Raw genomic sequence first — 11,525 nt, 5'->3', positions numbered from 1 at the left:
CTTCCCCCGGCCGCGCCCCGGAGTTAGCATGCAGCATGACCATCGCCAAGCACGATGACTTCATCGCCGTGCCGTATCTGCGCCAGGGGCAGCTCATCTCGTTGATCCGGTGGACGAAGGAGGCCGGGGAGTGGACGTACACGACCCTCCTCGTCGAGTACCGCCGCCGCGACGACACCGACTGGCACGTCATCGTCGACGGCGAGGCGGCGGCGATGAACCGCGCCGAGTGGGCGATCTTCAACTAGCGATCAGCGGGAGAGGATCTTGCCAAGGGCGGCCTCGCGGGCGTTTGATGCTGGTGAGACCGGGAGACCGACCGAAGGGGCCAGCAATGTCCGCCAGTGAGCTCGAGATGTCCAGCGTCCGGTACCCCTACCGGGACCGCATCTTCCACGTCGAGAAGAAGGCGCCCGGGGTGTGGGTCGTGCTGGACGACTCCCACGCCGAGCTGGGCACCCTGGTGCGGGTGGCGCCGGAGGGCGAGGAGCACGAGCCCGTGTTCGGCACCATCCCTCCGGGCGAGACGGAGACCCTGCGCGAGGGCTCTGACTGGAAGACGCTCGTCGGTTCGATCATCAACGAGTCCCTGGACGCGGGAGCGGAACCGGGCGGGACGGGCAACCTCGGCGGGTCGTGACCGCGCTCAGCCCCCGCGGAGCAGCGGCGAGTACGATACCGGGGATGAACGCGGCGCTGCGCAGGACCCTCGGCTGGATCGCCGCCGTGCTGCTGAACGTGGGCGCCCTGCTGTTCGTCGTCGGCCTGATCGTGCCGCGCGCGGGAGGCGGCGTCTCGGTGCTCGCCCTCGGGATCGGGCTCTGCGTGGCCGGCCTGGCGATCGGTGCGGGCTGGATGTTCGGCGGCCGCCGCGACGCCTGACCGGGCGAGGGGCATCGCGGGTCGCGCGCACGAAGAGCGGCCCCGCCCGGGATGACGGGGCGGGGCCGCAGCGGTGACCGGACGCTCAGTCCGGTGGCTCGGTGTTCTTCACGAGGTCGGGATTCGACGGCTGCTGCGCCGGGTCGAACTCGGCGGGCGGCGGCTTGGCGCCGTCACCGGCCTGGTCGGCCTCGGGCGTCACGTCCTGGGCACCCTCGGGGGTGACGCCGGTCTCGCCGGCGTCGCTGACATCCTGCCCCGGCTCGGTCTCGGCCGGCTCGGACGCCTGCACTTCGTGGTCGCCGCCCTCGAAGCGCTCCGGCTGGTCCTCCGCCGGGACGCCTTCGGCGTCGGCGTTCTGCAGTCCGCTCGTGTCGCTCATGCGCTGCTCCTTCCGGAGGCCCCGCCTAGGGGGCGCCCTCTTCGCTGTACGGGGTGACCGCCTCGTCCTCGCCCGCGTCGTCGACCCGGTCGGGGTCGAGATCGGCGATGACGTCCTGGATCACGTTCTGGTCGGCGGTCGGCTCGGCCGAGCCGCCGTCGTCTCCTTCGAGGTCGCCGGCCAGCCCGTTCGTGGGATCGTGGCCGACCACCGGCTCCTGCTCCGTCGAATCGCTCATAGCCCCCACGAAACGCCGAACCCCCCTGCTCTCGCAAGGGGGTTCACCGTGCCGTCGGAGCGGCGTAGGTTAGGCGTTCGCTGCGGCCACGAGCTGGTCGAGCTGCTCGGGCGAGACGGCGTTGCCCGAGAAGCCGATGGCCCGGATGAGCGGGATGCCCTCGGCCATACGGCGCAGCCCCGGGTCGGCGAGCATCCCGGCGACCGCGGCATCGCCGGTCTGGGCGAGGGCGGCGCCGAGCACCTGCGCGCCGACCGGGTGGCTCAGCCACTCGCCGAGCGTGGACTCGACCGAGAGCGGGAGGGCCTTGCCGTCGCCGGCAATGTTCACCGTGGTGCTGCCGCGCAGATCGCGGGACGAGGCGCCGACCGAGACGACGTAGTCGCCGCCCTCGACGATCCAGCCGGCGAGGTCGGTGTCGTAGTACGCGAGATCGTCGGAGGGGATCTCGATGACGACGCTCTCGGTGGCGCCGGAGGCGATCGCGACGTTCGCGAAGCCCTTGAGTTCGCGGACCGGACGCGTCGCGGCCGAGCCGGGCAGCGCCACGTAGACCTGCACGACCTCACGGCCGTCACGACCACCGCTGTTGGTCACGTCCACGGAGACGCGGATGCCGCCGTCGGCCGTCGCCTCGACCGCGGGGGCGCCGAAGTCGAAGGTCGTGTACGAGAGACCGTGGCCGAACGGGAAGCTGACGGCCACCTCCCGCGCATCCAGATCGCGGTAGCCGACGAACAGGCCCTCGCCGTAGCGGACGTGCCCCTTCTCGCCGGGGAAGTTGATCGACGCCGCGGTGTCCCCGAGGTGCGCGATCACGGTCTCGGCCAGGCGGCCGGACGGATTCACGACGCCGAAGAGCACGTCCGCGACGGCGCCGCCGCCGGCCTGGCCGAGCAGCCAGCCCTCGACGATCGCGGGCACGCGGTCGGCCCAGCCGGAGACGCGCACGACGCCTCCGTTGGAGAGCACGACGGCGACGCGCGGGTTGGCGGCGAGCACGGCCTCCAGCAGCGCGGTCTGCGCGGCGGGCAGCTCGATGTGCTCGCGGTCGAAGCCCTCGGACTCATCCTCGCCGGGCAGGCCCAGGAAGAGCAGGACGTCGTCGGCGGCGGAGGCCGCAGCGACCGCCTCGGCCGTGAGAGCGGCGGTGTCGCCCTCGGCGCCGAGCGTGTAGCCGGCCGCGAAGGTCACCTCGGCGTCACCGGCGAGCGCGCGGATCTCGTCGAGCGCGTTGTCGAGACGGGTCGGGACGATCTGCGACGAGCCGGCGCCCTGGTAGCGCGGGGTGCGCGCGAACTCGCCGACGACGGCGATGCGGCGGCCGGCCTCGGCGGCGAGCGGGAGCACCCCGTCGTTCTTGAGCAGCACGATGCTGCGACCGGCGACCTCGCGGGCGAGCGCGTGGTGCGCATCCACGTCGTAGGAGGCGTCCGCGTCCGCGTTGTCGACGGCTTTCTGCACGAGGTCGATGACGCGCTGCGCGCCGCTGTCGAGCACGGACTCGGCGAGCGATCCGTCGCGCACGGCCGCGACGAGCTGGGCGTCGGTCACGCCGCCGGACGACGGCATCTCGAGGTCGAGGCCCGCGGCGAGCGCGGAGACGCGGTCGTTCACCGCACCCCAGTCGGAGACGACGAGACCGTCGAAGCCCCATTCGTCGCGGAGGACCTTCGTCAGCAGCCACGGGTCCTCGCTGGCGTAGACGCCGTTGATGCGGTTGTACGAGCACATGACGGTCCACGGCTGGGCATCCTGCACCACGCGCTGGAAGCCGCGGAGATAGATCTCGCGCAGCGGGCGCTCGTCGACGTCGGCGCTGACGCGCATCCGGTCCGTCTCCTGGTTGTTGGCGGCGAAGTGCTTGAGGGAGGCCCCCACGCCCTGCGACTGGAGGCCGCGGACGAGGGCGGAGCCGAGGCGGCCGCTCACGATCGGGTCCTCGGAGAGGTACTCGAAGTTGCGGCCGCAGAGCGGGGACCGCTTGATGTTGATGCCCGGGCCGAGGAGCACGCCGACGCCTTCGGCCTTGGCCTCCTCGCCGAGGGCGCGGCCGACGCGCTCCAGCAGCTCGGCGTCCCACGACGAGCCGAGGGCGACCGCGGGCGGGAAGCAGGTGGCGGGCACGCTGTCGCCGATGCCGAGGTGGTCGCCGCCCTGGCTCTGCTTGCGCACGCCGTGCGGTCCGTCGGTGAGGTAGATGGAGGGGATGCCGACGCGCTGCACCGCCTCCGTCTCCCAGAAGCTCGCGCCGGAGGTGATCGACGCCTTCTCCTCGGTGGTCAGTTCGGTTGCGCGGACGAGACGGTCGACCATGGTTCTCCTTCGATGTGGCCGGGTGGTGGCAATACCTTACAACACTCGGTTTTAAGCAGGCCAGGGTTCACAGGGAGTTCTCGTCAGATCTTCCGCGCCAGATCGCGCAGCGCCGTCATGTACTGCGCCGACGCGGGGTAGCCGGGATGCGTCGCGACCTTCACGAGGTACCTCGTCGGCCCGAACTCGTCGGCGCCGCGGTCGATGTCGTTGTCGTCGTACGAGTCGTCGGGGAAGCCGAGGTAGTCCGTGCGGCGCCAGAGGTTGATCCAGGCGATCTCGCCGTCGGGCTGGGTGAGCAGCTCGCGCAGCGTGGGCTCCGGCCCGTCGCCGGGGCGCACAACGGGCGGGGCGGACTGGTCGCGGTTCACCTGCTTCAGCCAGGGATCCGCGGCCCACAGCGACGGCCCCTGACTCTTACGCACCCCGAGCACCTCCCCTCCGAAGAGCTCGGGGAAGAACCGGCCGAAGAAGGCGCGCAGCTGCGTGCCGTACGTGAGCAGGCCGACGTTGCGCAGGCCGTCCTTCGTGTCGGCCCCCAGGGTGAAGAGGCACGAGACGGCCAGGACCCCGCCCAGGCTGTGCGCACTCAGCACGACCTTGCGCCGCTGCGCGGTGCCCAGCGCTGCCAGCTCGTCGTCGGCCTTCTGCGCCTCGGTGCGGATGTCGCGCCCGTCGACGATCTTCCCCTTCAGCAGGTCGGTCTCGAGCCACGCGACGACACGGCCGCGCAGCTCGGGGATGACCCGCTCGGCGTAGCAGGGCGGACCGTACGGGTGCCCGGCGCGCGGGAGGAAGCACATCAGGTCCCACATGATCCCGATCGGCCGCTCCTTGGTGGTGATCGCGTTCTCCGCGATGGTGACGATGGCGGTGACGGCGACCAGCCCCAGCGCGGGCAGCGCGAAGTCGAGCAGGGCGGTCGGCCGCCACGTGTCGGGGAACGACACCGACACGGCGCAGCCCACCGCGAGCAGGCCTGCGAGCGCGCCGAGGACGGGCTCGCCGCGGTGGAACAGCCCGGCGAACCGGCGGGCGCGCAGCATCCGGGTCGTCAGCTTGCCGGTCGACCCCGCGCGCGGCACGGTGCCGTCGCGGTAGCGGCGCAGCGGTGCGCGGAGGGGGCGACCGCCCTCGGTGCGCGGGGTGGTGAGCCGCGGCGTGGTGCTCATCCGGGCGACGGCCACGATCGCGACCAGCAGCAGGAGGAGCACGGCCAGCGCCGGGACGGTGCTCCCGAAGTTGCGGTACGCGCCCGGAGTGACGAGGGCGGCCTGACCGGGAGTGAGCGGGCAGGCGGGGACCGCTCCCGGCGAGCTCAGCCAGCACTGCGCCCCCACGACGAGGAGGGTCGAGAGCAGCATGGCGCCACCGAGCGAGAGCAGGAGGACGACGCCCGGCCCGGTGCCGCTCCAGCCCTCGTAGCGGAGCACGTCGCGACGGCGTGCTCGGGACGGCCCGAAGGCGATGATCAGGCCCAGGACGAGCAGGGCCGCTGCGCTCACCGCGTACGCGATGATCGACGGCGGTTGCGGCGGCTCCCCGTCTGGCGTCAGGACCACGGCGAGCGCGACGGAGAGCCCGGCGACCACCACGAGGACGATGCACACGACCGCCGGCAGCCACTCCTTCACCCGCGCTGCGGACGAAGGCCACTCGGGCAGCCGGCGCCAGCCGAGCGCCGAGAGCGCGATGGCCAGGAGCACCCCGGTCACGATCGCCGGGGAGACCACCAGGCCGAGGAAGGGGATGCGCGCGTAGTTCAGCGCCCGGTCGGGGAGGGCCACCGCGACGAACACGGCGACGTAGACCACGACGGCCGCGAGCAGCGTCCATCCCGCCCACGCCTCGCGCCGCCGCAGCTTGCGGCGCACCCGGTTGCGCCGTGCGGCGCTCGTCAGCTCCCCCGGGCGGCGCGTGACCGTGTCGGTGTCGGCCATGACCCGGGCGATGGTGACGACGAGGCCCAGGATCCCGGCGATCACGGCCGCCGACACCCACCAGCGGGTCAGCGGCGCGGGGTCGGCGCCCCAGCAGGCGGCGGGGATGCGGCTGCTGCCTCCCGAGCAGGCGGCGAACACGTTGTCCCAGCCGAGCAGCACGGCGACGAGGAAGAGCGATCCGGCCAGGTGCAGCAGCTCGGAGGGGAGCTTCACCCGCGTCATGCCCCAGAAGCCCTCCGTCGCCAGCGGGGTGCGGCCGTTCGGCGCCGACGCCGCCGCGCCTCCCCGCTCCTCCGCGTGCCGCATCTTGTCCACGGTGCCGAAGATGCCCGCCTCGTAGCGGGTGCGCGCCGTGTGCGAGACCAGCAGCAGGAGCACGACGCCGAGCACGGGGACCAGGGAGAGCATGGCCAGGCGGATGCCGCGCCGATCGAAGTCGGGAAGCGCGAAGAAGTCGTTCAGCCATCCCGGCATCGAGGGGCAGGACGCCGTGCCGGCCAGGCACTGCGACCCGATCAGGTCGAGGCTGACCGAGGCCAGGGCGCACACGTAGAGCAGCGTCAGGCAGAGGGCGAACACCCGCAGCGACGCGGCGCCGCGCCCCGCCCTCCACTCACCGGCGACGGTCTGCCGGGGGATGCGGCGCGTCCAGTACGCCGTGTTGCACAGCCCGAAGGGCAGGATGAGCAGCCAGGCCAGCTGCACGAAGAACTGCCCGATGATGACCAGGGCTCCGCCGCCGTACCGCGCCATCAGACCCCACGAGTAGCCTTCTCGCCGGATGCGCGTCGGCGGGTACGCCGGGTCGGTGGGGTCGACCGGGTCGACGGTGGGCACGAAGAACCCGCCGTTCTCGTCGGCCTGGTCGGGCCGCACATCCCCCGGCGGCACTCCGAGCATCTCGGCCGGCGGCGTGTTCTTGATGCCGTGGATGCGCAGCTCCAGGATGTTCTGGTCGCGGGCGCCCTCGCGCACCGCACCGAACAGGGTGGTGAACACGCCCATGAGAGCCTCCCGCGCCATGCCGACGCGCGCAGGGTACCGCCCGGCGAGGACGCGCGGCCAGCCTGGGCATCCGCGCCGAATCGACGGCGCTCTACACCTCGGGGCCTCCGGGGCGTAATGTCTGCACCATGAGCACCCCAGCAGACCCGGCCGACACGCCGCGCGAGGACCTCGAGGGCAGCTACACCGAGGTCGACGGCGAAGCCCCCCACGAGCGCACCGTCCACGGCCAGTACACCGAGACCGAGGACGACCCCGGGCCCACGACCGAGGTCGAGGGCAGCTACACCGACGTCGACGAAGCGGCCGACGCACCCCAGGGCGAGTACACGGACAGCGACGAGCCGTAAACCGCTCGGCCGCTGACGGCGGGGAGGCGGCCTAGCGGGTCGCCTTCTTGATCTTCTTGCGCGTCTTCTTGACGTTCGGGTCGTTCCAGAACGACGACACGGCGCCCACGATCTGCTGGTAGCGTTCGCGGCCCGCTCGCGCGCCCAGCACGTAGGCCACGGCGATCCCGATCAGAACGAGAAAAGTCTTGAAGCGCATCCGGTCCTCCTGAATCCGTCTGGGGCCGACAGTAGACCGCACGCGGCCCGGCCGGAACCCCGGGATCGTCAGGAGGTCGCGCCGGGCCTGCGCCGCACGGCCTTCACCAGAGCGCTGAGCGGACCCTGCAGGAACAGCACGAAGAGCCACCAGATGCCGATGTGCGGGAAGAGCACGGCGAGCACCAGTGCGAGCAGGAGCAGGATGTCGGCGAGCCAGCCGCGGGACGCATCCATCTCGTCCTTCGCGTCGTCGCGCACCAGCTCCGGCGTGCGCCGCAGGACGATGGCGATGAACTGCATCGAGACCGACACGAGCAGCATGTTCCCGATGTACAGGGCGTAGACCGCCGACTGTCCGGACTTGCCCGCGGCGAGCACGTTCGTCGTGAACGGCATGATCACGATGGACAGCAGCCACAGGAAGTTCAGCCAGATGATGCGGACGTCGTAGCTGACGACCCACTCGAAGATGCGGTGGTGCGTCATCCAGAACCGGGCGATCACCAGGAACGAGACGGCGAACGCGATCAGCTCCCAGTAGTTGTCGCGGATCCACGCGCCGATGTCGGAGGCGGCGTCGTCGGCCTGATCGACGAGGGGCAGGATCAGCAGGGTGATCGCGATCGCCACGGTCGCGTCGGAGAAGTTGACGAGCCGGTCGAGCCCGCGCTCCGTCCTCACCACTGCCATGCGCTCATTCTGGCGCGTCGCCGAGCAGACCGAGCTCCAGGGCACGCCGCACGGCCGAGGTCCGGTCGGAGGCGCCGAGCTTCTCGTAGGCGCGGCTCAGGTAGGTCTTGACCGTCGCCTCGCCGATGAAGAGCTCGGCGCCGATGGCGGCGTTGGTGCGGCCGTCGGCGGCGAGGCGCAGCACCTTCACCTCCTGAGGCGAGAGGGCGGGGGCGGGCGGCCCGCCGCCGCGCAGCCTCCCGAGCAGTGCGGAGGCGGCGGAGGTGGCGAGCACCGTCTCCCCCGTCGCGGCCGCGCGCACCGAGCGGGCGAGCTCGGCCGGGGCGATGTCCTTCAGCAGGTAGCCGCTCGCGCCGGCCTCGATGGCGCGCAGGATGTCCTGGTCGGTCTCGTAGGTCGTGAGCACGACGACCCGGGTGCCGGGGTGGGAGGCCGTGATCGCGCGGGTCGCGGCGACACCGTCGCCGCCGGGCATCCGCAGGTCCATCAGCACCAGGTCGGGGTGCAGCGCGGCGACGAGGTCGACCGCCTCCGGTCCGCTCGCGGCCTGCCCGACCACGTCGATGTCGTCGTAGCCGGTCAGCATCCCGCGGATGCCTTCGCGGACGACGGGATGGTCGTCGGCCAGGACGATGCGGATCATGCGGGCTCCTCGGTGGGGGTGGTTGGATCGGGGGCGGTCGCGCTGACGGCCGGGGCGGGCAGCTCCGCCGTGATGCCGGTGCCGCGGCCGGGCTCCGACTCGACCTCGAAGCGGCCGCCCGCCTCTCGGACCCGCGCCGCCATCCCGTCGAGTCCGTAGCCGCCGCGGGGTGCGTCGCGGTCGAAGCCGCGGCCGTCGTCGGTCACGCGCAGGCGTACCGCGTCGGGCAGGTAGGCGAGCTCGACGTCCACCGTGCGCGCCGCGGCGTGCTTGCGCACGTTCGAGAGGGACTCCTGCAGCAGCCGCAGCGCCACCACGTCGACGGCCGGCGGCGCCGGGCGCGCCTCCCCGTCCACGACGAAGCCGGCGCTGACGCCGCTCTCCTCGGCGAAGCGCGCCACGACGCGCTCGAGCACCTCGGGCAGCGGCGAGCCGTTCAGCCTCCCGGGCGACATGGCCGCGATGATGCGCCGGGACTCCTGGAGGTTCTCCTGCGCGGTCTCGGTCATCAGCTCCACGTGCCGCCGGGCCGCGGCGGGATCGGCGGCCAGCTCGCCCTGCACGGCATGCCCGAGCGTGACGATGCTGGTGAAGCCCTGCGCGAGTGTGTCGTGCATCTCGCGCGCGATGCGCTCCCGCTCGGCCGCCGCGCCCTGCTGCTCGGAGAGCTGGGCGATCTCCTTCTGCTGCTGCCGCAGGCGGTCGATGAGCCGCCCGCGCTCGGCGCTCTGCTTGCTGACGGCCGCGACGCGGTGGCCGAAGAAGATCGAGAAGGCGATCACGAGCAGCGTCATCCCGGCGACATCCACGAGCGACGCGGGCGTGATGTCGCCGATCGCCCAGCGCACGACGACGCCGCCCGCGTTGACCAGCACGATCGCGCCGGCCGCGGGGAGCAGTGACAGCAGCAGGAAGAACTGCGGCGACAGGACGAACAGGGCGACGTTCACCCAGTCGTTCAGGGAGAGGGCGACCAGGTAGCCGGCGGACGCCACGACGCAGTACGCGATCGATCGCGCGGCGTCGTCCGGCACGGAGCCGCGGCGCACCAGCAACCAGAACAGCGGCAGCAGCGCGAGCACGATCGCCGCCGACACGATCGCCTGGACCACCCCGGTGTACGGGTTGGCCAGGATGATCACGACGGTGGCGAGCGTCGCCGCCGCGGAGTAGGCGAGCCAGGCCCGGAACTCGAGGAACTCGCTGTCGGTGCTGCGCTGCTGGTGCACGGTCAGACTGTAGTCGCTCGCTCGGGCTGGGCGGAGGAGGCCTCGGCGACCGAGGTGCGGCCCGCCGGATAGAACACCCCGATCACGGCGACGATCAGCATCGCGCCGGCCATGCCCCAGAACGCCCACTGCACGGCTCCGGCGTAGTCGGAGGCGACCGCGTGCATGATCTGGTCGCGCACGGCCGTCGGCAGCTTCGCGAGCGAGCCGCCGTCTCCCGAGGCCCCGCTGATGCGGTCGACCGCGCTCTCGGCGTCCGCCGCCGTGCCGCCGATCTTCTCGAACGAGGTGGTCAGCAGATCGGTGAGCCGGGAGGTGACGATCGTCGTGAAGACGGCCAGGCCGAGCGCGCCTCCGAAGTTCTTCATCGTCTGCGAGATGGCCGTCACCTCGCCGTAGCTGGCGCCGATCGCGCGGTTGACCGCATCCGTCGAGACCGCCGAGAACATCAGGCCGATGCCGGCGCCCGCGATCAGGATCGGCCAGGTCTGCTGGTTGAAGAACGACTCCGCGTTGAAGTCGAGGTCGGTCGCCTTCAACGCGAGCCAGGCGAAGCCGACGGCGCCGATCAGGCCGCCGAGCAGGACGACACCGCGGGCGCCGTACTTGTCGAACCGCACCGAGCCGACCCGGCTCGCGACGACGAAGCCGATGAAGAACTTGAGGAAGAGCACACCGGTGAGGCCCGCGGAGAGACCGAGCGACACCTGCCCGTACACGCTGAGGAAGAAGAACGTGGCGATGAACGCGACCGACGAGAACAGCGTCGCCAGCGTGGAGAGCGTGAACCCGCGGTCGCGGAACGCGGCCAGCTGCACGAGCGGCTGCGCGGCACGGCGCTGGAGGAGCACGAACACGACGATCAGGGCGGCACCGGCGATGAGGGAGCCGAGGACCGCGGGGCTGCCCCAGCCCCACGGGCTCGCCTGCTGCAGGCCGAAGACGATCAGGCCCATCCCGGCGGCGACGACGGCCGCGCCGAGCCAGTCGATGCGCTCGCGGCGCGGGGTGGAGGGGCGCGCGGCGATCGCGACGATCACGAACGCGGCGACGGCGATCGGCACGTTGACCCAGAAGATCGCGCGCCACGTCCACTGGGTGAGGTAGCCGCCGGCGATCGGGCCGAGCGCGGTCATCGCACCGGTGATGGCGAAGAAGATCGCCATCGCACGGCCGCGGCTCTCGCGGGCGAAGCCCTCGACCACGATGCCGATCGCGGCGGGGAACATGATCGCGCCGCTGATGCCCTGGAGGGCGCGGGCGGCGACCAGCCACGGCTCGGCGAGGTCGCCGGTCGGGGCGAGGCCGCACAGCAGCGAGGTGATGCCGAAGCCGGCGATGCCGACGAGAGCCATCCGCTTGTGGCCGACGACGTCGGCGATGCGTCCGCCGAGCAGGAAGAAGGCGGCGGTGGCGAGCAGGTAGACGTTGACGGCCCACTGCATCCCGTCGTGGCTGAGCCCGAGGTTCTGCTGGATGGTGGGCGCGGAGAGGGCGACGATCGTCTGGTCGATCGTCGTCATGGAGACGGCGAGGATGAGGCCGGCGAGCGCCAGCCGCGACGAGGATCCTGGTTTCATGCTCCCAGCCTCGCCGCGGGCGCCCGCGCGCGGCACCGGCGGCCGGTGGTCACCCGTGTCCGCCGA

13 protein-coding genes are annotated in these 11,525 nt (G+C 72.1%); 4 read left to right on the top strand and 9 right to left on the bottom strand.

What is annotated here, in order from left to right:
* The first annotated feature begins 35 nt into the window (after positions 1-35).
* The 3 genes from HNR14_RS09025 to HNR14_RS09015 all read left to right on the top strand — a co-directional run bounded on the left by HNR14_RS09025 (position 36) and on the right by HNR14_RS09015 (position 882).
* Positions 36-248 carry a hypothetical protein gene (locus tag HNR14_RS09025; RefSeq protein WP_021762921.1) on the top strand — a complete coding sequence of 71 codons (213 nt, stop codon included), beginning with the start codon at positions 36-38 and terminating at the stop codon, positions 246-248.
* An 86-nt stretch (positions 249-334) separates the two neighbouring features.
* Positions 335-640, top strand: coding sequence for a hypothetical protein (locus HNR14_RS09020; RefSeq protein ID WP_179700758.1), 306 nt, complete (start codon positions 335-337; stop codon positions 638-640).
* Positions 641-684: 44 nt separating this feature from the next.
* Positions 685-882, top strand: coding sequence for a hypothetical protein (locus HNR14_RS09015; RefSeq protein ID WP_179700757.1), 198 nt, complete (start codon positions 685-687; stop codon positions 880-882).
* Between the two features lie 85 nt (positions 883-967).
* On the opposite strand, the gene HNR14_RS09010 is transcribed toward HNR14_RS09015, so the two are convergent.
* The 4 genes from HNR14_RS09010 to HNR14_RS08995 form a co-directional block, all read right to left on the bottom strand.
* On the bottom strand, positions 968-1,264 hold the full coding sequence (locus tag HNR14_RS09010) for a hypothetical protein (RefSeq protein ID WP_179700756.1): 297 nt from the start codon (positions 1,262-1,264) through the stop codon (positions 968-970).
* Between the two features lie 25 nt (positions 1,265-1,289).
* Positions 1,290-1,502: a hypothetical protein gene (locus HNR14_RS09005; protein ID WP_021764498.1), complete on the bottom strand. Its 213-nt coding sequence runs from the start codon at positions 1,500-1,502 to the stop codon at positions 1,290-1,292.
* A gap of 69 nt (positions 1,503-1,571) precedes the next feature.
* On the bottom strand, positions 1,572-3,818 hold the full coding sequence (locus tag HNR14_RS09000) for a glycoside hydrolase family 3 C-terminal domain-containing protein (protein ID WP_179700755.1): 2,247 nt from the start codon (positions 3,816-3,818) through the stop codon (positions 1,572-1,574).
* 83 nt (positions 3,819-3,901) lie between these two features.
* Complete coding sequence (locus HNR14_RS08995) at positions 3,902-6,784, bottom strand: hypothetical protein (RefSeq protein WP_246311549.1); 2,883 nt, start codon at positions 6,782-6,784, stop codon at positions 3,902-3,904.
* Between the two features lie 110 nt (positions 6,785-6,894).
* Between HNR14_RS08995 and HNR14_RS08990 the strand changes: the two genes are divergently transcribed.
* Complete coding sequence (locus HNR14_RS08990) at positions 6,895-7,116, top strand: hypothetical protein (RefSeq protein ID WP_179700754.1); 222 nt, start codon at positions 6,895-6,897, stop codon at positions 7,114-7,116.
* A gap of 31 nt (positions 7,117-7,147) precedes the next feature.
* Here the strand turns inward: HNR14_RS08990 and HNR14_RS08985 are convergent, their stop codons facing one another.
* From HNR14_RS08985 to HNR14_RS08965, 5 genes are all read right to left on the bottom strand, one after another.
* Positions 7,148-7,315, bottom strand: coding sequence for a hypothetical protein (locus tag HNR14_RS08985; RefSeq protein WP_021756506.1), 168 nt, complete (start codon positions 7,313-7,315; stop codon positions 7,148-7,150).
* 68 nt (positions 7,316-7,383) lie between these two features.
* Positions 7,384-8,007, bottom strand: a complete 624-nt coding sequence (locus tag HNR14_RS08980; RefSeq protein WP_021756504.1) for a TMEM175 family protein — start codon at positions 8,005-8,007, stop codon at positions 7,384-7,386.
* Positions 8,008-8,011: 4 nt separating this feature from the next.
* Positions 8,012-8,650 carry a response regulator transcription factor gene (locus HNR14_RS08975; RefSeq protein ID WP_179700753.1) on the bottom strand — a complete coding sequence of 213 codons (639 nt, stop codon included), beginning with the start codon at positions 8,648-8,650 and terminating at the stop codon, positions 8,012-8,014.
* Positions 8,647-9,879: a histidine kinase gene (locus tag HNR14_RS21355; protein ID WP_179700752.1), complete on the bottom strand. Its 1,233-nt coding sequence runs from the start codon at positions 9,877-9,879 to the stop codon at positions 8,647-8,649. Before HNR14_RS21355 ends, HNR14_RS08975 begins: the two co-directional genes overlap by 4 nt.
* A gap of 2 nt (positions 9,880-9,881) precedes the next feature.
* Positions 9,882-11,459 carry an MFS transporter gene (locus tag HNR14_RS08965; protein ID WP_179700751.1) on the bottom strand — a complete coding sequence of 526 codons (1,578 nt, stop codon included), beginning with the start codon at positions 11,457-11,459 and terminating at the stop codon, positions 9,882-9,884.
* Positions 11,460-11,525 lie beyond the last annotated feature (66 nt).

It is taken from the genome of Leifsonia naganoensis, from assembly GCF_013410615.1.
Taxonomy (GTDB): domain Bacteria; phylum Actinomycetota; class Actinomycetes; order Actinomycetales; family Microbacteriaceae; genus Leifsonia; species Leifsonia aquatica.
The sequence above is the reverse complement of the archived record's forward strand: the minus strand, read 5'-3'. Positions and strand labels throughout refer to the sequence as shown.

What these genes read in the sequence shown, in the direction of transcription:
- HNR14_RS09000 (WP_179700755.1), bottom strand. Translation starts at nt 3,818, where the DNA reads ATGGTCGACCGTCTCGTCCGCGCAACCGAACTGACCACCGAGGAGAAG.
- HNR14_RS09005 (WP_021764498.1), bottom strand. Translation starts at nt 1,502, where the DNA reads ATGAGCGATTCGACGGAGCAGGAGCCGGTGGTCGGCCACGATCCCACG.
- HNR14_RS09020 (WP_179700758.1), top strand. Translation starts at nt 335, where the DNA reads ATGTCCGCCAGTGAGCTCGAGATGTCCAGCGTCCGGTACCCCTACCGG.
- HNR14_RS08980 (WP_021756504.1), bottom strand. Translation starts at nt 8,007, where the DNA reads ATGGCAGTGGTGAGGACGGAGCGCGGGCTCGACCGGCTCGTCAACTTC.
- HNR14_RS08975 (WP_179700753.1), bottom strand. Translation starts at nt 8,650, where the DNA reads ATGATCCGCATCGTCCTGGCCGACGACCATCCCGTCGTCCGCGAAGGC.
- HNR14_RS08995 (WP_246311549.1), bottom strand. Translation starts at nt 6,784, where the DNA reads ATGGCGCGGGAGGCTCTCATGGGCGTGTTCACCACCCTGTTCGGTGCG.
- HNR14_RS09025 (WP_021762921.1), top strand. Translation starts at nt 36, where the DNA reads ATGACCATCGCCAAGCACGATGACTTCATCGCCGTGCCGTATCTGCGC.
- HNR14_RS08985 (WP_021756506.1), bottom strand. Translation starts at nt 7,315, where the DNA reads ATGCGCTTCAAGACTTTTCTCGTTCTGATCGGGATCGCCGTGGCCTAC.
- HNR14_RS08990 (WP_179700754.1), top strand. Translation starts at nt 6,895, where the DNA reads ATGAGCACCCCAGCAGACCCGGCCGACACGCCGCGCGAGGACCTCGAG.
- HNR14_RS08965 (WP_179700751.1), bottom strand. Translation starts at nt 11,459, where the DNA reads ATGAAACCAGGATCCTCGTCGCGGCTGGCGCTCGCCGGCCTCATCCTC.
- HNR14_RS09010 (WP_179700756.1), bottom strand. Translation starts at nt 1,264, where the DNA reads ATGAGCGACACGAGCGGACTGCAGAACGCCGACGCCGAAGGCGTCCCG.
- HNR14_RS09015 (WP_179700757.1), top strand. Translation starts at nt 685, where the DNA reads ATGAACGCGGCGCTGCGCAGGACCCTCGGCTGGATCGCCGCCGTGCTG.